This is a genomic window from Pelagibius sp. (genome assembly GCF_028281305.1).
GTDB lineage: Bacteria > Pseudomonadota > Alphaproteobacteria > Kiloniellales > Kiloniellaceae > Pelagibius.
This window is the reverse complement of record NZ_JANQKD010000036.1, coordinates 17,335-39,033: the sequence shown is the minus strand read 5'-3', so window position 1 is coordinate 39,033 and position 21,699 is coordinate 17,335. Positions and strand designations below refer to the sequence as shown.

The window sequence follows — 21,699 nt, the reverse complement described above, 5'->3', positions numbered from 1 at the left end:
CCATGCCGCAGAAAATCGACCGCGCCGCCTATGCCGCCATGTTCGGCCCCACGGTCGGGGACCGGGTGCGCCTGGCCGACACCGAGCTTGTCATCGAAGTCGAGGAAGACAAGACAACTTACGGAGAAGAAATCAAGTTCGGCGGCGGCAAGGTGATCCGCGACGGTATGGGCCAGGCCCAGGCCAGCCGTGCCCAGGGCGCCGTCGACACGGTCATCACCAACGCGCTGATCGTCGACCACTGGGGCATCGTGAAGGCCGACGTGGGTCTGAAGGACGGGCGCATCGCCGCCATCGGCAAGGCCGGGAACCCGGATGTGCAGCCCGGCGTCGACATCGTCGTAGGCCCGGGCACCGAGGCGATCGCGGGCGAGGGGCGCATCCTCACGGCGGGTGGGATCGACGCGCACATTCACTGGATCTGCCCGCAGCAGATGGAGGACGCGCTCTACTCCGGCGTCACCACCATGCTGGGCGGCGGCACCGGGCCCGCCGAGGGGACCAACGCCACCACGGCGACGCCCGGGCCCTGGCACATCGCGCGCATGCTGCAGGCTGCCGAGGGCTTTCCCATGAACCTCGGCTTCTTCGGCAAGGGCAATGCCACCAAGCCGGATGCCCTGCGCGAACAGATCGCCGCTGGCGCCTGTGCACTGAAGCTGCACGAGGACTGGGGGACCACGCCGGCGGCCATCGACACCTGTCTTTCGGTGGCCGAGGAAATGGACATCGGCGTGGCCATCCATACCGACACCCTGAACGAGTCCGGTTTCGTCGAGAACACCGTGGCCGCCTTCAAGGGGCGCACCATCCACGCCTTTCACACCGAAGGGGCCGGCGGCGGCCATGCGCCGGACATCATCAAGGTCTGCGGCGAGACCAACGTCCTGCCGTCGTCCACCAACCCGACGCGGCCCTTCACGGTGAACACGGTGGACGAGCATCTCGACATGCTGATGGTCTGCCACCATCTGGACCCCAAGATCCCGGAGGACCTGGCCTTCGCGGAAAGCCGCATCCGACGGGAGACCATCGCCGCCGAGGACATCCTCCACGACCTCGGCGCCTTTTCCATGATCGCCTCCGACAGTCAGGCCATGGGGCGCGTGGGGGAAGTGATCATCCGTACTTGGCAGACCGCCGACAAGATGAAGAAACAGCGCGGCACCCTGCCGGAAGACAGTGACCGGAACGACAACTTTCGGGTCAAGCGCTACATCGCCAAGTACACCATCAACCCGGCGCTGACCCACGGCATCGCCGACTCGGTGGGCTCCATCGAGGTGGGCAAGCTGGCCGATCTCGTGCTCTGGAAGCCCATGTTCTTCGGCGTGAAGCCGGATCTGGTGCTGAAGTGCGGCAGCATCGCCGCGGCGGCCATGGGCGATCCCAACGCCTCGATCCCGACGCCGCAGCCGGTCCACTACCGCCCCATGTTCGCCGGCTTCGGCAAGGCCATGACCGAAAGCGCCGTCACTTTCGTTTCCCAGGCGGCGGCAGAGGGCGACGCGGGACGGCTGCTCGGGCTCTCCCGCCAGGTCGTGCCGGTCTCCGGTATCCGCAAAGTGACAAAGAAAGACATGGTGCTGAACGACTACACGCCTGACGTGGAAGTCGATCCTGAGACCTACGAGGTGCGGGCCGACGGCACGCTGCTGACCTGCGAGCCGGCGGAGGTGCTGCCCATGGCGCAGCGCTACTTCCTGTTCTAGGCGCCGGCGCGATGCAAAGAGCGACCACCGTGCGCGCGGCCGGAACCTGGTCCCCGGCGGAGGCCTGCGATGCGGTGCGCCTGGATTTCGACGCGCGCCACCGCCGCCGAATCGTCATGAAAGGCGAGGCGGGCGTCGAGTTTCTGCTGGATCTGCCCGAAGCCATGGCGCTGTCGGACGGCGACGGCCTGGTACTGGAGGAAGGTGGAACGGTCGCTGTGGTGGCGGCGCCCGAACGCCTGATCGAGGTCCGGGCCGGCCCTGGCGCCGACCTGCTGCGCATCGCCTGGCATCTCGGCAACCGTCATCTGCCGACCCAGTTGCTGGGCGACCGGCTGCGCATCCGTGAGGATCATGTGATCCTGGAGATGCTGCAGAAGCTGGGCGCGCGCACGGAACGGATCGAAGCGCCCTTCAGTCCCGAAGGCGGCGCCTACGGTCACGGCCGAACACATGGTCACGGGCATGGCGGGCACGGGCATGGCGGGCAGGGGCATGACTGAACCACTCGATCACGCCGGGCTTTACCGCCTGATGACCTGGCTGTCGCCGTCCTACCCTGTGGGCGCCTTCAGCTACTCGCACGGCCTGGAGTATGCCGTCGAGAACGGCGCGGTGACCGATGCGGCGGCGCTGGAGGCTTGGCTGCGGGACCTGTTGCTGCTCGGCTCCGGACGCAACGATGCCTGCCTCTTCCGCCATGCCTTTGAGGCCGCGGATGATCCGGAGAAAGTGTGGAAAGTCAGCATATTGGCGGCGGCTTTTGTCGCATCGTCTGAGCGTCACCTGGAAACGACCGCGCAAGGCCGCGCCTTTGCCGAGGCCACCCGCGACGCTTGGCCTTGTGCCGCGCTCGACCGTCTGCTGTCGGTTGCGGCGGGGCCGCTGCCTTATCCGGTCGTGGTGGCCGTTGCGGCGGCCGGACATGGTTTGCCGCTGGCCGCCAGCCTCCACGCCTACCTGCACGGCTTTGCCGCCAACATCGTTTCCGCCGGGGTGCGTCTCATCCCGCTCGGCCAGAGCGACGGGCAGCGCGTGACGGCGGCGCTGGAGCCAGCCATTGCCGAGACCGCGGCACTGGCACAGACCATGCCGCTGGAGGATCTCGGCGGTGCTTCCGTCCTGGCCGACCTGGCGGCAATGAAACATGAAACCCAGTACACGAGGTTGTTCCGATCATGACCACAGCACAGACAGGCCCTTTGCGGGTCGGTATCGGCGGGCCGGTGGGCTCCGGCAAGACGGCGCTGATGGACGCGCTCTGCAAGACGCTTTCGCAGCGCTACGACATCGCCGCCATCACCAACGACATCTATACGCGCGAAGATGCGGAGTTCCTGACCCGTTCGGGCGCGCTGCCGCCGGAGCGGATTGTCGGGGTGGAGACGGGCGGCTGCCCGCATACGGCCATCCGCGAAGACGCCTCCATCAACCTGGCCGCCGTCGCCGACCTGCGCACGCAGTTTCCCGAGCTGGACCTGGTGCTGATCGAGTCCGGCGGCGACAATCTGGCGGCCACTTTCAGCCCGGAACTGGCCGATATCACCATCTACGTCATCGACGTATCCGCCGGCGACAAGATCCCGCGCAAGGGCGGGCCGGGGATCACCCGTTCCGACCTGCTGGTGATCAACAAGACGGACCTGGCGCCGTTGGTGGGCGCGGATCTTGGCGTCATGGACCGCGATGCCAAGAAGATGCGCGGCGAGCGGCCCTTCGTCTTCGCCCAGGTGAAGGCGGGGCAGGGGGTAGCCGAGGTCGCCGCCTTCATCGAGCGCCTCGGCGGCCTGGCGGGAGACGTCGAAAGCTCCGTCGCCTAGGGGACAGTGAGGCGTTGGTCGAGGGAGTCCACTACGTCTTTCGAGACGGCCTTTCAGGCCTCCTCAGGACGAGGCGTGGAGCTTAGCTGTTTGACCTCATGCTGAGGAGCGAAGCGTCTCGAAGCACGAGGTCAAACAGCACTCCCGCTCCAAGTTGCTCAGCCCAAGATCTCGCCTGCCTCAGCCGGCGTTGGCGATTTCGCCGAGAAAGACGTCGGCGAAGTCCCGCAGCTTGGCGGTGCCGACGCCGTTGACGGCGGCGAACTCGCTGTGGCTGCGCGGGCGCCGCCGGGCCATGTCGGTCAGGGCCTTGTCGGGGAAGATGACATAAGCGGGGACACCGCGCTCCTTGGCGAGGCGCAGGCGCAGTTCCTTGAGCCGGCCGAGCAGGGAGTTCTCCTCCGCCGTCAAGGCGGTTTCCGGCGTCTGCTTCCGGGCTCGCGGTTTGCGGCCGTGTGCGGCCACCCGGTCCGGGCGGTAGTGGAAGGCTTCGGCGCCGGCCAGGAGGTTGCGGCCTTTGGCGGTGATCTTGAGGCCACCGTATCCGGCAATATCGAGCTGCAGGAAACCGGCGGCCACAAGCTGGCGGATCAGGGAGCGCCAGGCCTCCTTCTTGCCCTCCGCCCCGGCGCCGAAGCCGGCAAGCTGGTCGTGCCCGGACTTCACCACCTTCTCGGTCGCCGTGCCGCGTAGGATGTCGACGATATGGGCGACGCCGAAGCGCTGGCCGGTCTGCTCGATGACAGCCAGGATCTGCCGGCCCTCCGCAGTCCCGTCGCTGAGATCCACCGGGTTGCGGCAGATGTCGCAGTTGCCACAGGGTTCCAGGTCTTCGCCGAAGTAGTTCAGCAGCAGGCGCCGCCGGCAGGTGGGGGACTCGCAGTAGCCGATCAGGGCGTCGAGACGCTGGTGCTCGCGCCTGCGCCGGTCGTCGCTGCTCTCTTCCTGCTCGATGAAAACCCGGCGCATGCGGATGTCGTCCAGGCCGTAGAGCATCTGCGCTTCGGCGGGCAGGCCGTCGCGGCCGGCGCGGCCGATTTCCTGGTAGTAGGCCTCCACGGAGGCTGGCAGGTCGCAGTGGAAGACGAAGCGCACATCCGGTTTGTCGATGCCCATCCCGAACGCAATGGTCGCGACCATCACCACGCCATCCTCGGTCATGAAGGCGTTCTGGTTTGCATCCCGCGCCTCCTTGTCCATCCCGGCGTGATAGGCCAGGGCCTTGATGCCGTTCTCCACCAGAAATGCTGCGGCTTCCTCGGTCTTGCGCCGGGACAGGCAGTAGACGATGCCGCTGACGCCGTGGTGGCACTGGAGAAACGCCAGCAACTGACTCTTCCACTGCCGCTTCACCTCGACGCCGAGCTGCAGGTTCGGGCGGTCGAAGCCCAGCACGAAGCTTTCGGCGTCTCCGCCGAAGAGCTTGTCGACGATGTCACTTCGCGTGGTGGCGTCGGCCGTCGCCGTCAGGGCCGCAATCGGAACCTCGGGAAAGATCTCCCGCAGCTGCGCCAGGTCCTCGTACTCCGGGCGGAAGGCCGGTCCCCATTGGGAGATGCAGTGCGCTTCGTCGACGGCGATGAGCCGGACGTCCAGCCGCTTGAGGGCGGCCAGCATGCGCTCTGTCATCAGGCGTTCGGGCGCCAGGTAGAGCAGGCGGGTTTCCCCTGCGGCAACGCGCCGCCAGGAGTCGACGTTGTCGGCGCGCGGGCGCGCCGAATTGATGGTTTCCGCCGCGACCCCGGCCAGACGCAACGCGGCGACCTGATCTTGCATCAGGGCCACCAGCGGCGAGACCACGATGGTCAGGCCGCCCCGCGCCAGGGCCGGCACCTGAAAGCAGAGTGATTTCCCGGCCCCGGTCGGCATGACGGCGAGCGCCGAACGCCCGGCCAGCAGGGTGTCGATGATCTGCGCCTGACCCGGGCGGAAGCTGTCGAATCCGAAGACGTCTTTGAGTATCAGCGCTTTCTGATCGCTCACGCGCACCCCGCAGCGTCGGAGGCGGCCTGGGGCGGTCCCACCAGCAGAGGGGTTCCATGTCGGCTTGCGAATCGAAAGGGCCGGATCAGCATGACCCGACGTTCATGCCTGGGCCCCGTCCGGGCCTCAACCCTTTTTGCTGTGGGTAACAGGGATCGGCGCGACGGCGCCGCGTGCAGCCCCGCCATGCGGACGCGAAGGGCCTATTCTGCCTCTTCAGCGGCCCCTTCGGCATCGTCGTCCACCTCGATGACCGAGATCGGCTGCTTCAGCTTCTTTAGTTTGTTGTACTGCTTAAGCTTCTCGATCATGGCCGGGGAGAGGCGGTGCCCGCTGGCGAGGACCAGGACGTCGGTTTCGGTGACCACGTCGGCGGCCAGCTTGTGGGATTCCTTGAGCTGGAAGAGCTCGACCTGCTGAACCTCCGGCTCGGCTGACGCGGTGCCGCCGCTGTCTTCCTCGGGGAGCAAGCAGGCCTGGGCCGCCTTCAGGATCTCAGGGTCGTACTGCGCGCGCTCCCTGGCCAGGGTCTCGAAGGCCGTGCGGCTGGGCCATTCGCCTGTTGTCGCCCGCGCCAGGTCGGAGAGTACGCGCAGGATCCGTGCCTCCCGCGGCAGCGCCTCGCCTGTCTTGCCGCCGCCGGGAAAGCCGCTGCCGTCGAAGCCGGCGGCTTGGTAGTAGACGGCTTCCGCGACGGCGTCGAGCCGGGGGATGTTCTTGATCAGGTCGCGGGCGGTCTCCGGCGTCCGCGCCAGCATCTCGGCTTCGACGTCGCTCAGCGTCTCGCCGTCGCGCAGCTTCTGGCTCACTTCCCTGGGCAGGGTGATGCGGCCGATTCCGTGCAGCATGATGGTCATGTTCAGAGCCCAGCCGTCGCTCAGCTTCATGAAGCGCGACAGCATGCGCGCCCAGAGCTGCAGCCGGGCCGTCTCCTTGAACGCCTCCGGGTCGTTCAGGGAGAGCACATCGACCAGAACCTTGATGCTGCCGGCCAGGGTCTTCTCCAGCAGTTCCCGTTCGGCGGCGATCAGCCGGTACTGCTGCTGCGCCGCTTCCACTGCGACGGCCAGGTCGTCCGGGCCACAGGGCTTGGTCAGGAAGCGGAAGATGTGGCCTTCGTTGACGGCGTCCATGGCTGTTTTCTGATCGGCATTGCCGGTCAGCATCATGCGCACAGTCAGCGGGGTCTTCTGCTTGACTTGGCGCAGAAAGCTGATGCCGTCCATCTCCGGCATCTGCTGGTCGCTGACCACGACAGCAAAGGGGCCATGCTGGTCGATCATCTCCAGGCCGGCCGCGCCCCCTTCGGCGGTCTTCAGGTCGAACCGCTTGCGCAGACCGCGCTTGAAGGCGCTCAGGATCTGCGGGTCGTCGTCGACGAAGAGGACCTTTTCGCTCACGCAGCGCTCCCGAGCCGGCGCCAGCCTTCGGTCCAGTCGGCAATACTTTCGACGCAGCCTTCCTGGCCAAGGAATTCCGTGTCCAGGCGTGCGGCGACCGTGTTTGCCGGCTCTCCGGCGTCGCAGGCGCTGACAATGCCGAGCGCAGAATGGACGGCCAGAAGCGGCAGCCGCGCATCGTCGCCTTGCTGGGAGGCACCGGGCTGGCGATGGTGGCGGATCGCCTCGACGACCGCCGGGGGCATGCCCCAGGCGGCGGCCAGGTAGGCCCCAAACACCGCGTGGGACGCGGCAAAGATGCTCCGCTCGGCCTCTTCCAGGCTCTTGCCCTCGTCGACCAGGGTGACGACGCGCGCGTAGTCGTCGCAGGCCTGATCGCAGAGCAGCAGACGGCCGAGATTGTGGAGCAGGCCGGCGAGACGGGCCTGTTCAAGCACGTGAGGGGAGGCCCCCCGCTGCTCTGCGATCCAGGCGGACAGTTCGCTGACGCTGCGTGCCTGAGCGATCGCCTGCTCGTAGGTCGTGCGGCAAGGTCCCGAAGGATAGGGCGAGACGAAGGACTCGTTCACGAGCAAGGCACGCAGGACGTCCCAGCCCAGCAGGTTCGCAGCCGCCTTGGGACTGAACACCGGATCGCCGATCCCGAAGTAGGCGGAGTTTGCGAGCTGCATCACCTTTGCGGCGAGTGCCGGCTCATCGGCGAAGAGCTCCACCGCCTGATCGATGGTCGCAGATTCCGAGTCCAGGAGCGCGGCAAGGGCATCGAAGGTGCTCCGCGAAGTGGCGAGACACCGAACGCCGGTCACCAGCGCCCCCGTGTCGATGCTCTCGAGCTCGCTGCGCCGCTGCAGACAATGGCTGATGACCGCGACAATCCGTTCGCTGTTCGATGGCTTCGGAAAGAACTGGTGGCTGGTTACGACCGTGCGGAATGTCGCCTCGGTGTCGGCCTCCCCGGACAGGATGAAGCGCAACATCTGCGGATAACGCTCCGCCACCTGGTCCAGCAGTTCCGCGCCCCCGATTCCGGGCATTTTCATGTCCGTGACAAGCACATCGTAGCTTTCCCCCTCAAGCAGTTTCAGTGCCTCCTCGCCGCCCTCGGCGAAGTCCATGGCCCACTCGTTACGCATGCTGCGCAGCATGCGCCGAAGGCCCTGAAGGATGTTGCTTTCGTCGTCGACGAAGAGAACTCTCGGCTTCATCTAGACAGCCTCCTTCAGGGCTTCGGCCTCCCCAACCGGCAGATGAATGATGAATGTGGTGCCGACGCCGACCTCGGATTCCACCGAGATGGTTCCGTCGTGCTTTTGCGTGATGCTGCTGTAGGCGATCGACAGGCCTTGACCGGTCCCCTTGCCGACGCCCTTGGTCGTGAAGAAGGGGTCGAAGATCTGCTTTTTGTGTTCGTCGGAGATGCCGCAACCGGTATCGCTGATGCGGATTTCGGCCATCTTGCCGCGCTGCAATGTCTCGATGGTGATCTTGCCCAGGTCCTCCTTGTTCAGGCTTTCGATCGCGTGGGCCGCGTTGATCACCATATTCAGGATGACCTGGTTCAGCTCGCCCGGCAGGCAGGGCACCATGGGCAGATTGTCTGCGAACTTGGTTTCCACCTCGGCGATGTACTTCCACTCGTTGCGGGCGACCGTCAGGGTGGTGTCGATGGCCTTGTTCAGATCGACAAGGCTCTTTTCCGCGGTGCCCGGGTGCGAGAACTCCTTGATCGCGGTGACGATCTTGCTGATCCGCGCAACGCCGTCCAGGCCCTGCGCGATGGAGGTGGGAACCTCCTCTTTCAGGAAGTCGATGTCGGCGTCGTCCTTGCAGGCCTTCACCGCGGCGATCTCGTCGCCCAGGACGCCGGCAGCTTCGGCGGCCTGCAGCAGCGTCTCCTGCGCTTCCAGCACCTTCATCAGATCGGTGAAGGCGTCTTTCAGAAAGTGGCCGTTGTCGCTGACGTACTGAACCGGCGTGTTGATCTCATGGGCGATGCCGCTCGCAAGGGTGCCGAGCGACTCCAGTTTCTGCGTCTGGCTCAGTTCCTGTTCCAGCTTAGCCCGCCTTTCCTCGGCTTCCTTGCGGGCGGAGACGTCCTTCAGGATCCAGACCGTGAAGGTGCTGCCATCCATATCAAGCTGGGTGATGGCCAGCTCCATTGGGAAGGTCGCACCACCTTTGCGCTGGCCCACGGACTCGATGGACTTGTCCGAGGTGTTCAGTTCCTGGTGGAGCTCCGAAACGGCATCGTATCCACGTGCCGCTTCGCGGGTCTCCGGGCTGAAGAGCTCAAAGAAGTCGGTTCCCAGCATCTCTTCCTTGGACACTTCGAAGGTCAGTTCGGCCACGCGGTTGGCGCGGACGATCTGATCCTTCTCGTCGACCAGGAAGATCGAAGCCATGGCGTGGTCGAGAACCGCCTGGAGCTGCTGCGACTGAGCCTTGATGAGCTGCGCCGACTTGGAGACCTGCTCGCTGGCCAGGTAGAGGTCGCGGCTCTTGGTCTCCAGCAAAGACTCAGCCTGCCGTCGCGCAATCTTCTCGCGCGCCAGACGCTTCTTGAGAACGTCCGTATCCATGGTTCTAAGACGCTCTTGTAAGCAGGAACCGGACGCTGCTGCCGCTGTCGTCGATGTCCTGGCGTTCGACGCTCATCTTCTCGCCGAAGTAGTCGACACAGCCCAGGATCAGGCCGTGCGCGGCATCGCCAAGGCAGCGCTGCGACTCGTAGATGACTTCAAGTTTGTCGTCGCCCTGGCGCGTGGCCGTGATCATAGGCGGCTTTGAATCGGTGTAGAGCTTGCGGACCTCTGCGTGAACGATGCTCTCCACGCCTTCAAGGAAGGTGAAAGCGTCCTTGATCCCCGAGAAGAAGCGCGGGTAGGTGCGCACGAAGCGTTCGAAGAGATAGAACCCATAGGCGCGGACGAGGTCGGTGACCGGTGTATCGGTCTCCTTGCTCAGCTGAACCACCAGTTGGACCAGCTCGGTGTGGTCGTAGGTCCCAATCGTGGTGTAGGCGCAGCCCGAAGGAACATCGACCTGGTCGATGATGCGCTCGGTCAGCTCAGGCGAAAACTTCTGGTCCACCATCTCCAGAAACTCGGTGAAGAGTATGCCCTTCATGGTAGCGTTTCTCCCGTCGGCTCCAGCGGGTGGCGGGGTGCCCAGCCAGGCCCAATCCTTGGCCCTAGGTCGCCGGAGACGGCGGCGATGAGCTCCCGGTCTGCAGGTGAGAGGAGAAAATCCCTTCGCTCACCTGCGTTTCTGATCAAGAACTATCGACAGTAATTCTAGACAAAGCGTTAATTACTTTAGATTGAAAATACCGAAAATGATTATTTATAGAAGGTTGAGTTGCGTGGGGTTTGAGGGCCGCAACTGCTGCTGGTCTTGGGGGTGCTGACAGCCTTTCAGGCGGCTGCGGCGTCCGCGTAGACCCCGCGCAGGGCCTCGACGAGCGGGGCGACAAGATGTCGCTTCGGGCAGTCACTACGCAGGCTGACCGCCAAGTGCCTTAGCACCGGGGGCGACCCGAAGGAGCGGACCCGGATGTCCTCGGGAAATCCGCTGCCCGCTGCGGCGGCCGGAACGATGGAGACCCCCAGGCGCTGACGCACCAGAGAGACGACCGCTTCCAGCGTATCGATCTCCATGCGGGAGGTCACCGCGATCTTGCGCCGCTTCAACTCCGCGTCGATCAGCCTTGCCACCCGGGCCTGGCGGCTGAACCGTACATAGGGCTCCGAGGCCATGACCTTGGTGACGTCGCGCCCCTTGATGTCGCGGTGGGCGATCAGCACCAGCGGCTCGCTGCAGACCCGATGACTGACGAGGTCCGAATCTCCCGGTGCCGCCTCCGTGACGACAGCGCAATCGAGGGTGCGGCGGCGCAGCCGTTCTTCCAGGTCGTGCGAGAGCCCGGTGGTGAGGCGTACGGAAACCTCGGGCCGCTCCGTCTGCAGCCGGCGCAGCGCGGCGGGGACCGACGAAGCCACCGCGGTGTGCACCGCGCCGACCCGCAGGACACCCCGCGCCGGATCCCGCGACAGGCTTTCGCTCAGCGCCTCCCAATGGGCGATCACGTCGCGGGCGCGGCTGACGAAGTCCCGGCCTTCCTCTGTCAACTGCGGCGGCCGGCTGCGGCGGTCGAACAGCGTGATGCCGATCTCGTCTTCGAGAGCGCGCAACTGAAGGCTGACAGCCGAGAGCGAGAGGCCAAGCTGCGTGCTGGCTTCTGCGAAGCTGCCGCAGTCCGCCGCGGCGATCAGGGTGTAGAGCGACTTAACGTCCATGCGGGGCCGCGGATGCTTCTTTTCCTGTTTTTCTAAACTTAGTTAGCGCTTGATTGAGATTTGCAAAAGCATAGACTGGCCATAGGCAGAACGAAACAGTCTTTGTGCAGGGAGCAAGTGCCGATGCGCGGTGCGGATCATTTGGCGGGCGCCATGGCGCAGGCCGGCGTCGACGTGGTCTTCTCGCTCTCGGGCAACCAGATCATGCCGCTCTACGATGCGCTGATCGACCCGGGCATCCGCATCGTTCACAGCCGTCACGAGGCCGCAGCGGTTTTCATGGCCGATGCCTACGCACAGGTCTCGGGCCGTATCGGCGTTGCCCTGGTGACGGCCGCCCCGGGCTTCGGCAATGCCCTGGGCGCGCTCTACACCGCCGCTATGTCGGAAAGCCCGGTGATCTTCCTGTCCGGTGATTCGCCGCTCGGGCTGGACGGGAAGGGGGCTTTCCAGGAGTTCCCGCAGGGCGCGGCGGCGCGCCCCTTTGTGAAGGCCAGTGAGCGGGTACAGAATGCCGACGACCTCGCCCCGGCCTTTGCGAGAGCCGTTCGGCTGGCCAGGGCGGGCCGCCCCGGCCCGGTGCATCTCGCGCTGCCCTTCGATGTCTTGAACGCAGAAGCGGGACCGGCGGTGCCGATGACCTCTGCGGACTTTGCCGCCCCGGTGCGCAGCGCCGACCCCGAGATGCTGGCAGCGATCCAGGCACGGCTTGCGGCCTTTGAGCGCCCCTTGTTGTTCGCCGGCCCCAGCCTGAACGTCCTGCGTGGCGGCGACCGCATGACGAAGCTTGGCGAGGCGCTCGATCTTCCGGCCATTACACTGGAAAGCCCGCGGGGCCTGCGGGATCCGGCTTTGGGCGCCTTTGCCGAGGTGCTGGCCACCGCGGACTGTCTCTTCTTCCTCGGTAAAGCGACCGACTTCATGTCCGGCTTTGGCGGGCTGGCGCAGTCTTCTGCCGCACCCGTGATCCTGGTTGACCCTGACCCCACCGCCATCACGCGTGCCAAGGAGACGCTGGGCGGGCGCCTCGAGCTTACGGCGATTGCCGATCCGGGGCCGGTGGCGGCAGCCCTGACGGCAGCGGGCGGTGGCGGAGAGGCGCGCGCCGCCTGGCGCCGGGAGGTGGCCGACGCGCTGGCCTGCCGCACGGAGCCGGAGCACACCCAGGCCATTCACGCCGCTGAAGTCGGTGCCGTGGTGCAGTCCGCCTTGCAAGACAGCGCCGATGCGATCCTGATCTGCGACGGCGGGGAGTTCGGTCAGTGGATCCAGGCCACGACCCGCATTCCCCGTCGAATCATCAACGGGCCCTCCGGCGCCATCGGTGCGGCGCTGCCCTATGCCATCGGCGCCAGACTGGCGCAGCCCGATGCGCCGCTGGTCGCCCTGATGGGTGATGGTACCGCAGGCTTTCATCTCAGCGAATTCGAAACGGCGGCGCGGGAGCAGACCGCCTTCGCCGTCATCGTCGGCAACGACGCGCGCTGGAACGCCGAGCAGGTGATCCAGGTCCGGGACTATGGCGCGCAGCGCAAGATCGGCTGCGACCTTCTGCCCGGCGCGCGCTACGACAAGGCGGCCGAGGCGCTCGGCTGCCGGGGCTTTCACGTGACCGAGGCCGGGCAGCTCCAGGGCGCACTCGCCGATGCGCTGTCCGGCGGCGCGCCGGCCTGCATCGATGTCGCGATCGCGCCGCAGGCGGCGCCCAGCGTGTCGCGCAGGTCCCCGGAACCCGTGAAAGCGCCGGCATGACCGAAGGGCCGGGAAACGCGCTGAACGTGCGCATCTGGCGCGGCAAGGCGGAGGGTCGTTTCGAGACTTACCGCGTCCCGGCCCGCGACAACCAGACAGTTCTGGACGTGGTCACGGAAGTGCAACGCCGCCAGGCGCCGGACCTGGCATACCGCTTTGCCTGCCGCGTCGGCGTTTGCGGCTCCTGCGCCATGACCGTCAACGGCCGCCCGCGCTGGACCTGCCGCACCCACGTGCGTCGGGTCGCGCTGGAAGGGACGCTGACCGTGGAGCCGCTGCGCAATCTGCCGCGGATCAAGGACCTGGCCTGCGACATGGCGCCCTTCTTCGACAAGTGGCAGCGCGCCGGCGGCCGGTTTTCCGGAACCGCAAGCCGGCGGGAGCCGCCGCAGCGGGTTGATCCGCAGTCACCACCGCGCCTGGCCGCTTCGGCGGCGATCGAGTGCATCAACTGCGCGGTCTGTCACGCGGCCTGTGACGTGGTTGCCTGGAATTCCGACTACCTGGGCCCGGCTGCCCTGAACCGCGCCTGGACGCTGGTGAACGATGCGCGCCACGGGCCGCGCTCGGACACCCTGGACCGCGCCTTTGCCGAAGGCGGCTGCACCTCCTGCCACAGCCAGGGCAATTGCACGCGCCACTGTCCGGTCGGTCTCAGCCCGTCGGAAAGCATCGCCGCGCTGAAGCGCAGCGCCTTCTTCGGCCTGCCGAAACTGGAGGCCCCGGAGTGACGGAACGGCGGCTCTTTGTGCTCCAGCGGCTGACGGCGTTGATTCTCGCGCCGCTGGTGCTGGCGCATCTGGGTCTCATCCTCTATGCGGTGCGCGACGGCCTGACGGCGCAAGAGATCCTGGGCCGCACCCAGGGCAGCCTTGGTTGGGCGCTCTTTTACGGAGCCTTCGTGCTGGCCGCCGCCGTCCATGCGCCGCTTGGTTTGCGCACCATCCTGCGCGAATGGACTGCCGCCAGCCCGCGCCTTGCAACGCTTGTCTCTCTGGCTTTCGGCATCTTGCTCGCCGCTCTGGGCCTCAGGGCCGTGATCGCGGTGGTTGCCTGAGCTCATGCAGCCCCTGCGCAACCACGAGAGCTACCTGGCCTTCCTGGGCCACCGCCTGTCGGGGCTGGCTTTGGCCGTCTTCCTGCCATTTCATTTCCTCGCGCTCGGTCTGGCGCTCGAAGGCGCCGAACGGCTGGATGCCTTCCTCGTCTTCGCCGAGCTGCCGCTGGTAAAGGTTGCGGAGTGGGGGCTGGTCACGCTGCTCACGCTACACCTCTGCTTCGGGCTGCGCCTGCTGGCGCTGGAGCTGCTGGTCTGGCCTTACCGCAACGACCCGCGCCTGCGCTGGATCTTTCCGGGAACAGCCGCCGCCATCGCCGTCGGCGTGGCCTTCTACGCGCAGGTCTGGTGAGCCATGCGGATCGAGCGGCTGAAGACCGATATTCTCATTCTCGGCAGCGGCGGCGCCGGCCTCTTCGCCGCGATTCACGCCAAGCAGGCCAATCCCGACCTCGACGTGACCATCGCCGCCAAGGGTCTGCTGGGCAAGTCCGGCTGCACCCGCATGGTGCAGGGCGGCTACAACGTCGCGCTGGGCGCCGGTGATTCCATCGAGCGGCATTTCATGGACACCATCGTCGGCGGCAAGTGGCTGCCGCGCCAGGACCTCGCCTGGACGCTCTGCGTCAAGGCGGTCGAGCGCATTCGGGAAATGGAGAACGAGGTCGGCTGCTTCTTCGATCGCAATCCCGACGGCACGCTTCATCAAAAGGCCTTCGCCGGTCAGAGCTTCGACCGCACGGTACACAAGGGCGATCTGACGGGCATCGAGATCATCAACCGCCTGATGGAGCAGGTCTGGGCGCTGGATGCGCGCCGGCTGGAGGAGCACCGCGCCATCGAACTGATCCCGGCGCGCGACGGTTCCGGCATCGCCGGCGTTTTGTTGATCGACATCCGCGACGGCAGCTACCGGCTGGTTGAGGCGAAGGCCGTGCTGCTGGGCACCGGCGCCGGACCCACAATGTACCTCTACCACACGCCCTCCGGCGACAAGAGCTGCGACGGGCTGGCCATGGCCCTGCGCTACGGCCTCGCGCTGCGCGACATGGAAATGGTGCAGTTCCATCCGACCGGTCTTCTGGGCGGGCCCGACACCCGGATGACGGGGACGGTTCTGGAGGAGGGGCTGCGCGGCGCCGGCGGCTATCTGCTGAACGGCGCCGGGGAGCGCTTCATGGAAAACCAGCATCCGGCTGGCGAGCGCGCGACCCGCGACATCGTCTCGCGCGCCATCTATGCGGAGATGCGTGCCGGTCGGACGACCCCCATGGGCGGGGTCTTCATCGAAATGGCGCACCTGGGGCCGGAGCGGGTCGAAGATCTCTTCCCGGGTATGGTGAAGCGCTGTGCCGACTGCGGCTTCGACCTGGCCGGCGGCCGGGTCGAGGTGGTGCCGACGGCCCACTACATGATGGGCGGCGTCGAGTTCGAAGCCGACTGTTCGACCGCATCGCCCGGTCTCTTTGCGGCGGGGGAGGACTGCGGCGGCGTCCATGGTGCGAACCGCCTGGGCGGCAACGGTGTCGCCAACTCCACCGTCTTCGGCGGGATCGCCGGCGAGTCCATGGCCGCCTTTGTTGCCGGGCAGCGGAACTGGCGGGAACCCGACGAAAGCGTCATCGATGCCGCCATCGCGCGGGCGGAGCGGCCCTTTACGCAGGCCGGTGGCGACCTGAATGGGCTGCGCGAGACGCTCTGGCAGCAGATGTGGGACAACGTCGGCATCCTGAGAACCGCCGCCGGCCTGGAACAGGGCCGCGCTGCGGTAGCTGACCTTGCCGCGACCCTGGAAGGGACCGGCCTGGCGGACGCCGACCGGGCATTTAATCTCACCTGGCACGACTGGCTCAATCTGCAGAACCTGCTTACCATCTCTGGCGTTATCGCCGAGGCGGCGCTGGCCCGCGAAGACTCCCGCGGTGCCCATTTCCGCGAGGACTTTCCGGAGACCGGCGATCTGGCGAAGAGCGCTTTCACCCGGGTGCGCTTGGAAGGGCAGGATCTTGAGACTGCGATGGTGCCGGTGATCTTCGACCGGGTGCAGCCGGGCGAGTCGCTGATTGCCGACGAGGCCGGGGCACCGCCGGTAGCGGCGGTTTAGGGAGGATGACATGATCGAGAATGCGGCGATCGAAGCGGCCGGCTACGAAGTCATGCGCAAGGCCGCCATCGATATTCCGGAAGACTATCTGGCCGGCATAAAGGGCATGATCGACGTGGAAAACGGCGATCTCTCGGCCTTTGTTCTGCAGTCCATGGTGGAGAACTGGGAAGCGGCCAGCGAGGACCGGCGGCCCATGTGCGCCGACACCGGCCTGCCGCGCTACTACGTCAAGGTCGGCGACCGTGCGGCCTTTGCCGGCGGCTTCACCGGGATCGAGCGGGCGCTGCGCAGCGCGACGGCCCGGGCCACGCAGGACGTGCCGCTGAGGCCCAACCGCGTGCACCCGCTTTGGCGCAGCGAGCACAACAACAACGTCGGCATCAACGCGCCGGAGATCGAGTGGAGCTTCGAGCCGGAGGCGGACTGGATCGACATCACCACCGTGCACAAGGGCGGGCTCTTCGGCTCCGACTACCGCATGCTCTTTCCGGGCGACGGTATCGACGGCATCAAACGCTTCCTGCTGGATACCCTGATCGCCTTCGGCAAGCGGGGGCTGGCCTGTCAGCCGGCCATCGTCGGCGTCGGCATCGGCGGCTCCAAGGACACCTGCATGGTGCTCGGCAAGCAGGCGGCCTGCCTGCGTGTCGTCGGCGACCGCAACCCCGACCCGAAGATCGCCGCCCTGGAACTGGACCTGAAGGTGCTGGGCAATTCCATCGGCATGGGCGCCATGGGTTTCGTCGGCTCCTCCATGGTGGTCGATTGCCACATCGAGGTCGGCTACACCCACACCGGCGGCATGCCGGTTTCCGTGCACACCTTCTGTCTGTCGTCGCGCCGTGCCACGGCACGCCTCGCCGCGGACGGGTCCGTTACCTACCGCAGCGACCCCCAGTGGTTCACCCCTTACATGCGCCGGGAGACCGTGGAATGGCCAAGCCAGGATCGAAGCTTAAACAGGTCCGCCTGAGCCTGCCGGCGAAACCGGAAGACATCGCGGCGCTGGAACTGGGTTCCGTCGTCTATCTCAGTGGCCTTGTCTATACGGCCCGCGAAGGCGTCTACAACCGGGTGCTGGTTGAGGGGGGTGCACTGCCCGACGGCCTGACCGAGGCCAGCAACGTGAACTTCCACTGCTCGCCAGCCGCGGCGCCACAGCCCGACGGCAGCTACGTCATCGGTGGCGTGACCGCGACGGCCAGCTTCCGTTTCTCCAAGTATCTCGGTGACTGGCTCGACCTGACGGGCACAAAGATCGTGATCGGCAAGGGCGGCATGCCGCGCGACGACTACAAGCAGGTCTTGGCGCCGCGCGGTGCGGTCTATCTGACCACTGTGGGCTACGGCACCGGCGCCCTGCTGGGCCGGGGGGTCAAGGCCGTACGCTCGGTGCATTGGCTGGAGGAGTTGGGCATCGCCCAGGCGCTCTGGCTGTTCGAGGTGGAGGGCTTCGGGCCCTTCATCGTCGACAGCGATCTTACCGGCAATTCGCTCTTCGCTCAGCAGGGTGACATCGTCAACAAAGGGATCGGCAGGCTCTACAAGGGTCTGAAGCCGCCGGCGCTGCATCGCTACGGCGAAACCGACGACCGCGAAGACGAGGTGATGTAGGCGGCTAATCCAGCTTGAAGCCGCTAATCCAGGCGGAACCCTTTGGCGCGGACGAAGGCGCCGAAGCCGGCGCGCTCGGCCTTTGCGTACTGGCGTGTTTTGTCCTCCGACCAGCCGTAGTCGGTGTCTTCGCCGAAATCCTCGACGAAGCGCTGCGCAGCATAGTGTCGCAAGGGATCATAGGTGGCGATGGCTTCGCGAACCCCATCCTCATTGAAGCGGTTCTCGTGCAGCGTGACGGAAAGCGGCAGGCGCGGGCTGATCGGGGCCGCTTCGGCCGGCCAGCCGACGGCCAGCCCCGCCACCGGAAAGACGTGATCCGGCAGGCCGAGAAGGTTGCTGACCTGCTCGGCATCGTTGCGCAGTGCCGAGATCGGGCAGGTCCCGAGGCCCAGGGCTTCGGCGGCCACGACGAAGGTGGCGAGCGCGATGCCGCCATCCACCGCGGCGTTGAAGAAGGCATCCAGGTGGTCGTTGGCGAAGGCATGGCCGCGCCAGTCGTGGATCTGGCGCTGGCGGCGGTTGTTGCCGCAAAAGACCAGAAGGCTGGGCACGCCGGCGGTCCAGGTCTGATCGGCGATCAGGCGGCCGAGTTGGGCCCGCAGGTCCTTGTCCGTCACGACGACGATGTCGCGCTGCTGCAGGTCGCTCTTGGTCGGTGCCGAGAGGGCGACGGCGGCGAGCAGGCGCAGCAGGGCGGGGTCCACGGGCTCCGGCTTGAAACGGCGGACGGAGCCGCGGCCGGCCATTGTCGCCAGGCTGTCGAGCGCCGTCAGTTGTTCATCGGTCCGCAGCGAACCTGCGTCGCTGAAGCGCGCAGCCAAGGCGGACTGCAGGGCTTCGAGCCCCTGCGAGCGGTCCATTTGGGATTTCCTCTTCCGGTTGTCGCTGCGGCTGGCGCCAGAAGGTGCCGCCGGGATTGGGCCCTGTCCACCCATATTCGCCGCCCCGGTCGCCCCGGGTTTTGGTTCAACCCATCGTCAGGCGCTGCGGCGGTTCTGCCCGATCATGCTCTCACGCAGGTAGTCGGCAACCTGGCGGGCCGCCGGGTTGGTTTCGATGTTGCTTTCGTAGAGGTTGATCGTGAAATTCGGCAGCTCCGGCAGACCGCTGTCCCGCCTCAGGACCTCCATGTCCCCCGGAATGAACGACCCGAGAAAGGCCGTCACCGCCAAGTCCGAGCGCACGGTGGTCATGGTCGCTTCGAGGGTGCCGTACTCGAAGACCGGGCGCCAGGGAATCGCCCGCGCTTCCAAGGCCTCGACGATGGGGTCGCGGAAAGCGCAGGTCTCGCTGACGATGGACAGTGGCAGGGGGCGCTTACGGTGGGCCGTGCCGTTCTTGCTGCCGATCCACAGCAGACGTTCGACGGAGAGGCACTCGCCCTTGGACTCGCCAAGCGGCTCCTCGACCAGTGCCACATCGACGCTGCCGTCGCGCAGGCTTGCGAGAAGCGCCTTGGAAGTGGCGCAGTTGAGCGATACCTCGATCCGCGGGTTGGCCTCGGCAAAGCCCTCGAAGACCAGCGGCAGATAGGTCGACACAAGGTCGAAAGGAATGCCCAGGCGCACCTTTCCATCGATGGCCGGACCGGTCATCTCCTGCAGGATTTCATCGTTCATGGCCAGCAGGCGCTTGGCGTGGCCGAGCATCTGGTCGCCGCGGGCCGTAAGCTTGAGACCGCGCCGCGCGCGATCGAAGAGCACGCAGTCCAGCATCTCTTCCAGGCGCTTCACCTGCTGGCTCACGGCCCCCTGGGTAAGGCCCAGGCGGTCCGCGGCTGTGGTCATGCTTCGGGTGCCTGCGACCGCGGCGAAGGCCCGAAGCAGGCCGATGTCGAGGTTTCTGTTCATGGTTCAATCATCATGATTGCTAATTTTAAATATTAATAGAATTGCCTTTCATAATATCTTGAACGAACCCTAATGTGAAGCCTCTTCGAAACCGTGGACGAGGGGCTGCCATGTCGGAGGTCTTTCCATCCCTGCTGCTCTTTGCAGTGGTTGCCACCATCACGCCCGGCGGTGCCACCACCTTGGCCACGGCCTCAGGCGTGCGTTTTGGGTTTCAGCGCAGTCTGCCGCTGGTGCTCGGGATCGCCGCCGGGCTTGCCGTTCTGGCGGCCTCCGCCGCCTCCGGCCTCGGCGCCCTGCTGCAGGGGTTTCCGGGGCTGGGACTGGGGCTGAAGCTGGCCGGCACGGCCTACCTGTTCTGGCTGGCCTGGCGCATCGGCTCTGCCGGCACGCCGGACGATCAGGCGGCTGATGCGGCCCGGCCGCTGGGGTTTGCCTCCGGGGCCGCGCTCCTGCTGGTCAACCCCAAGGCCTGGGCCATGGTTTTCGGCGCCGCGGCCTCCTTCGCCTCGCTCTCGGCCCAACCCCTGGAACTGGCCGTGGTGATGGCGGGCACCTTCGGTGCTGCCGCAGTCGGATCGCTGTGCCTCTGGTGCGCCGGCGGTTCGTTGCTGGCGCGCGCGCTTAGCAAGGACTGGCAGTGGCGCGCGGTTAACATTGTCCTCGGCCTGCTGCTGGTTGCCTCCGTTCTGCCGATCTGGATCGCCTAGCCGCGCACCGTCTGCGCAGCCTTGTCTTGTCTTCATTCTTCGGCTGAAATCGCGCGCATGACACCGCTTGCGCGTTTCCAGCCAATCCATGGGTGAGGCCGATCCAGGCACGAACCTCTGGTCAACCACTGCCGGGGAGACGCTTGCCGCCGCGCCGCTGGAAGGGGATGTCTGTGCCGACGCCGTGATCGTCGGCGGCGGCTTCACCGGCTGCTCCGCCGCGCTGCATCTGGCGGAAGCCGGCGTAGGGGTGCGTCTCCTGGAAGCGCAAAGCATCGGCTTCGGCGGATCCGGGCGCAATGTCGGGCTGGTGAATGCCGGCCTCTGGCTGCCACCCGAAGAGGTGGAGCAGGCCTTGGGGCAAGCGGTCGGCGGCCGCCTGAACGCTGCACTGGCCGCCGGGCCGGATCTGGTCTTCTCCCTGATCGACCGCCTCGGCATCGACTGCGAGGCGATGCGCAGCGGCACCCTGCACTGCGCCCACAGCCAGGGCGGTCTCGATGACCTGAAGGACCGCCTGCGTCAACAACTGGCGCGGGGCGCGCCGGTCGAACTGCTGGATGCGGAAGAGACGGCCGCGCGGACCGGCACGCGCATCTATCGCGGTGCGCTCCTGGACCGCAGGGCCGGCACCATTCAGCCGCTCGCCTATTGCCGGGGCCTTGCGCGCGCCGCCCGCGATGCCGGGGCCGTGCTGCATGAACAGACGCCGGTTCTGAGCATCGCCCGCGCAGGGGATGGCTGGCGGGTTGCAACGCCCGGCGGCAGCGTCTCGGCCGGGGCGCTGCTGATCGCGGTGAATGCCTACGGGCGGCCCATGGCGGGCCTGACGCCGCCGGCCTACGTGCCGGTCCACTACTTCCAGATCGCAACCCGGCCCCTGACCGACAACCTGCGGCGCAGCGTTCTGCCGGAGCGCCAGGGCTGCTGGGATACGGCGCCGGTCATGTCGTCCTTTCGGCTGGATGCCGCCGGACGGCTGCTGATCGGTGCCGTGGGGTCGCTGGAGGGAGCGGGTGCGCGCTGGCACCGTGGCTGGGCCGCGCGCAAGCTGGCGGCCCTGTTTCCCGATCTCGCGGGTATCGACCTGGAGCATGCCTGGTGCGGGCGCATCGCCATGACGGGCGACCATCTGCCCAAGATTCTTCGCCTCGGGGAGCGCAGCGTTTCCGTCTTCGGCTACAGCGGCCGTGGGATCTCGCCCGGGACCACCTTCGGCAAGGCCGTGGCGGCCTATCTGGTCGACGGTGACGAGCGCGCGCTTCCCTGCGACCCAGTCGACGCTCATAGCGAGAGGCTTGCCGGCGTAAAGCAGGCCTACTATGAGTTCGGCGCTTCGCTAACCCATGCGGTCGGCGAGCGTTAGCCGCCGCAATCCTCCGCAACCACACCTCCA

Annotated in this window: 21 protein-coding genes; 13 read left to right on the top strand and 8 right to left on the bottom strand. The window is 66.5% G+C overall.

Features of this window, described 5'->3' with window-relative positions:
* Window positions 1-2: 2 nt before the first annotated feature.
* From ureC to ureG, 4 genes are read left to right on the top strand one after another with little or no spacing between them, the layout of a single operon-like run.
* Complete coding sequence (gene ureC, locus Q0982_RS09105) at window positions 3-1,712, top strand: urease subunit alpha (RefSeq protein ID WP_299394432.1); 1,710 nt, start codon at window positions 3-5, stop codon at window positions 1,710-1,712.
* An 11-nt stretch (window positions 1,713-1,723) separates the two neighbouring features.
* On the top strand, window positions 1,724-2,215 hold the full coding sequence (locus Q0982_RS09100; RefSeq protein WP_299394430.1) for an urease accessory protein UreE: 492 nt from the start codon (window positions 1,724-1,726) through the stop codon (window positions 2,213-2,215).
* Window positions 2,208-2,894: an urease accessory protein UreF gene (locus Q0982_RS09095; protein ID WP_299394428.1), complete on the top strand. Its 687-nt coding sequence runs from the start codon at window positions 2,208-2,210 to the stop codon at window positions 2,892-2,894. The genes Q0982_RS09100 and Q0982_RS09095 overlap by 8 nt, the downstream gene beginning before the upstream one ends.
* The gene (ureG, locus tag Q0982_RS09090) at window positions 2,891-3,532 is read left to right on the top strand and encodes an urease accessory protein UreG (protein WP_299394426.1); all 642 of its coding nucleotides are present in this window, start codon (window positions 2,891-2,893) and stop codon (window positions 3,530-3,532) included. Before Q0982_RS09095 ends, ureG begins: the two co-directional genes overlap by 4 nt.
* A gap of 180 nt (window positions 3,533-3,712) precedes the next feature.
* On the opposite strand, the gene recQ is transcribed toward ureG, so the two are convergent.
* The 6 genes from recQ to Q0982_RS09060 all read right to left on the bottom strand — a co-directional run bounded on the left by recQ (window position 3,713) and on the right by Q0982_RS09060 (window position 11,210).
* Window positions 3,713-5,515 (bottom strand): DNA helicase RecQ, encoded by a 1,803-nt coding sequence (gene recQ / locus Q0982_RS09085; RefSeq protein ID WP_322096985.1) that lies wholly within the window; start codon window positions 5,513-5,515, stop codon window positions 3,713-3,715.
* A gap of 203 nt (window positions 5,516-5,718) precedes the next feature.
* A complete protein-coding gene (locus Q0982_RS09080) occupies window positions 5,719-6,915 on the bottom strand; it encodes an HD domain-containing phosphohydrolase (RefSeq protein WP_299394421.1) in 1,197 nt (398 codons plus the stop codon).
* Window positions 6,912-8,120: an HDOD domain-containing protein gene (locus Q0982_RS09075; RefSeq protein ID WP_299394420.1), complete on the bottom strand. Its 1,209-nt coding sequence runs from the start codon at window positions 8,118-8,120 to the stop codon at window positions 6,912-6,914. The genes Q0982_RS09080 and Q0982_RS09075 overlap by 4 nt, the downstream gene beginning before the upstream one ends.
* Entirely contained in the window at window positions 8,121-9,494 is a 1,374-nt protein-coding gene (locus Q0982_RS09070; RefSeq protein WP_299394417.1) for a sensor histidine kinase, read from the bottom strand.
* A 4-nt stretch (window positions 9,495-9,498) separates the two neighbouring features.
* Window positions 9,499-10,041, bottom strand: coding sequence for a heme NO-binding domain-containing protein (locus Q0982_RS09065; protein ID WP_299394415.1), 543 nt, complete (start codon window positions 10,039-10,041; stop codon window positions 9,499-9,501).
* Window positions 10,042-10,328: 287 nt separating this feature from the next.
* Window positions 10,329-11,210 (bottom strand): LysR family transcriptional regulator, encoded by an 882-nt coding sequence (locus Q0982_RS09060; protein WP_299394413.1) that lies wholly within the window; start codon window positions 11,208-11,210, stop codon window positions 10,329-10,331.
* Between the two features lie 123 nt (window positions 11,211-11,333).
* Here Q0982_RS09060 and Q0982_RS09055 point away from each other — a divergent pair, with 123 nt between their 5' ends.
* From Q0982_RS09055 to Q0982_RS09025, 7 genes are read left to right on the top strand one after another with little or no spacing between them, the layout of a single operon-like run.
* Entirely contained in the window at window positions 11,334-12,962 is a 1,629-nt protein-coding gene (locus Q0982_RS09055; RefSeq protein WP_299394412.1) for a thiamine pyrophosphate-binding protein, read from the top strand.
* Window positions 12,959-13,693: a succinate dehydrogenase/fumarate reductase iron-sulfur subunit gene (locus tag Q0982_RS09050; RefSeq protein ID WP_299394410.1), complete on the top strand. Its 735-nt coding sequence runs from the start codon at window positions 12,959-12,961 to the stop codon at window positions 13,691-13,693. The genes Q0982_RS09055 and Q0982_RS09050 overlap by 4 nt, the downstream gene beginning before the upstream one ends.
* The gene (locus tag Q0982_RS09045) at window positions 13,690-14,019 is read left to right on the top strand and encodes a succinate dehydrogenase (protein ID WP_299394408.1); all 330 of its coding nucleotides are present in this window, start codon (window positions 13,690-13,692) and stop codon (window positions 14,017-14,019) included. The genes Q0982_RS09050 and Q0982_RS09045 overlap by 4 nt, the downstream gene beginning before the upstream one ends.
* Entirely contained in the window at window positions 14,012-14,371 is a 360-nt protein-coding gene (locus tag Q0982_RS09040) for a succinate dehydrogenase (RefSeq protein WP_299394407.1), read from the top strand. The genes Q0982_RS09045 and Q0982_RS09040 overlap by 8 nt, the downstream gene beginning before the upstream one ends.
* A 3-nt stretch (window positions 14,372-14,374) precedes the next feature.
* The gene (locus Q0982_RS09035) at window positions 14,375-16,123 is read left to right on the top strand and encodes an L-aspartate oxidase (RefSeq protein WP_299394404.1); all 1,749 of its coding nucleotides are present in this window, start codon (window positions 14,375-14,377) and stop codon (window positions 16,121-16,123) included.
* Window positions 16,124-16,133: 10 nt separating this feature from the next.
* The gene (locus tag Q0982_RS09030) at window positions 16,134-17,099 is read left to right on the top strand and encodes a fumarate hydratase (RefSeq protein ID WP_299394402.1); all 966 of its coding nucleotides are present in this window, start codon (window positions 16,134-16,136) and stop codon (window positions 17,097-17,099) included.
* On the top strand, window positions 17,060-17,740 hold the full coding sequence (locus Q0982_RS09025; RefSeq protein ID WP_299394399.1) for a fumarate hydratase C-terminal domain-containing protein: 681 nt from the start codon (window positions 17,060-17,062) through the stop codon (window positions 17,738-17,740). The genes Q0982_RS09030 and Q0982_RS09025 overlap by 40 nt, the downstream gene beginning before the upstream one ends.
* Window positions 17,741-17,763: 23 nt before the next feature.
* Here the strand turns inward: Q0982_RS09025 and Q0982_RS09020 are convergent, their stop codons facing one another.
* Both Q0982_RS09020 and Q0982_RS09015 read right to left on the bottom strand, forming a co-directional pair.
* Window positions 17,764-18,603, bottom strand: a complete 840-nt coding sequence (locus tag Q0982_RS09020; RefSeq protein WP_299394398.1) for a nitroreductase family protein — start codon at window positions 18,601-18,603, stop codon at window positions 17,764-17,766.
* 117 nt (window positions 18,604-18,720) lie between these two features.
* A complete protein-coding gene (locus Q0982_RS09015; RefSeq protein ID WP_299394395.1) occupies window positions 18,721-19,593 on the bottom strand; it encodes a LysR substrate-binding domain-containing protein in 873 nt (290 codons plus the stop codon).
* 110 nt (window positions 19,594-19,703) lie between these two features.
* Here Q0982_RS09015 and Q0982_RS09010 point away from each other — a divergent pair, with 110 nt between their 5' ends.
* Together Q0982_RS09010 and Q0982_RS09005 are read left to right on the top strand one after the other, a co-directional pair.
* Window positions 19,704-20,303 (top strand): LysE family translocator, encoded by a 600-nt coding sequence (locus Q0982_RS09010; protein WP_299394393.1) that lies wholly within the window; start codon window positions 19,704-19,706, stop codon window positions 20,301-20,303.
* A 67-nt stretch (window positions 20,304-20,370) separates the two neighbouring features.
* Window positions 20,371-21,669, top strand: coding sequence for an FAD-binding oxidoreductase (locus Q0982_RS09005; protein ID WP_299394390.1), 1,299 nt, complete (start codon window positions 20,371-20,373; stop codon window positions 21,667-21,669).
* The last annotated feature ends 30 nt before the right edge of the window (window positions 21,670-21,699 follow it).

What these genes read in the sequence shown, in the direction of transcription:
- Q0982_RS09065 (WP_299394415.1), bottom strand. Translation starts at nt 10,041, where the DNA reads ATGAAGGGCATACTCTTCACCGAGTTTCTGGAGATGGTGGACCAGAAG.
- Q0982_RS09030 (WP_299394402.1), top strand. Translation starts at nt 16,134, where the DNA reads ATGATCGAGAATGCGGCGATCGAAGCGGCCGGCTACGAAGTCATGCGC.
- Q0982_RS09055 (WP_299394412.1), top strand. Translation starts at nt 11,334, where the DNA reads ATGCGCGGTGCGGATCATTTGGCGGGCGCCATGGCGCAGGCCGGCGTC.
- Q0982_RS09020 (WP_299394398.1), bottom strand. Translation starts at nt 18,603, where the DNA reads ATGGACCGCTCGCAGGGGCTCGAAGCCCTGCAGTCCGCCTTGGCTGCG.
- ureG (WP_299394426.1), top strand. Translation starts at nt 2,891, where the DNA reads ATGACCACAGCACAGACAGGCCCTTTGCGGGTCGGTATCGGCGGGCCG.
- Q0982_RS09010 (WP_299394393.1), top strand. Translation starts at nt 19,704, where the DNA reads ATGTCGGAGGTCTTTCCATCCCTGCTGCTCTTTGCAGTGGTTGCCACC.
- ureC (WP_299394432.1), top strand. Translation starts at nt 3, where the DNA reads ATGCCGCAGAAAATCGACCGCGCCGCCTATGCCGCCATGTTCGGCCCC.
- Q0982_RS09100 (WP_299394430.1), top strand. Translation starts at nt 1,724, where the DNA reads ATGCAAAGAGCGACCACCGTGCGCGCGGCCGGAACCTGGTCCCCGGCG.
- Q0982_RS09070 (WP_299394417.1), bottom strand. Translation starts at nt 9,494, where the DNA reads ATGGATACGGACGTTCTCAAGAAGCGTCTGGCGCGCGAGAAGATTGCG.
- Q0982_RS09035 (WP_299394404.1), top strand. Translation starts at nt 14,375, where the DNA reads ATGCGGATCGAGCGGCTGAAGACCGATATTCTCATTCTCGGCAGCGGC.
- Q0982_RS09015 (WP_299394395.1), bottom strand. Translation starts at nt 19,593, where the DNA reads ATGAACAGAAACCTCGACATCGGCCTGCTTCGGGCCTTCGCCGCGGTC.
- Q0982_RS09075 (WP_299394420.1), bottom strand. Translation starts at nt 8,120, where the DNA reads ATGAAGCCGAGAGTTCTCTTCGTCGACGACGAAAGCAACATCCTTCAG.
- Q0982_RS09060 (WP_299394413.1), bottom strand. Translation starts at nt 11,210, where the DNA reads ATGGACGTTAAGTCGCTCTACACCCTGATCGCCGCGGCGGACTGCGGC.
- Q0982_RS09095 (WP_299394428.1), top strand. Translation starts at nt 2,208, where the DNA reads ATGACTGAACCACTCGATCACGCCGGGCTTTACCGCCTGATGACCTGG.
- Q0982_RS09025 (WP_299394399.1), top strand. Translation starts at nt 17,060, where the DNA reads ATGGCCAAGCCAGGATCGAAGCTTAAACAGGTCCGCCTGAGCCTGCCG.
- Q0982_RS09050 (WP_299394410.1), top strand. Translation starts at nt 12,959, where the DNA reads ATGACCGAAGGGCCGGGAAACGCGCTGAACGTGCGCATCTGGCGCGGC.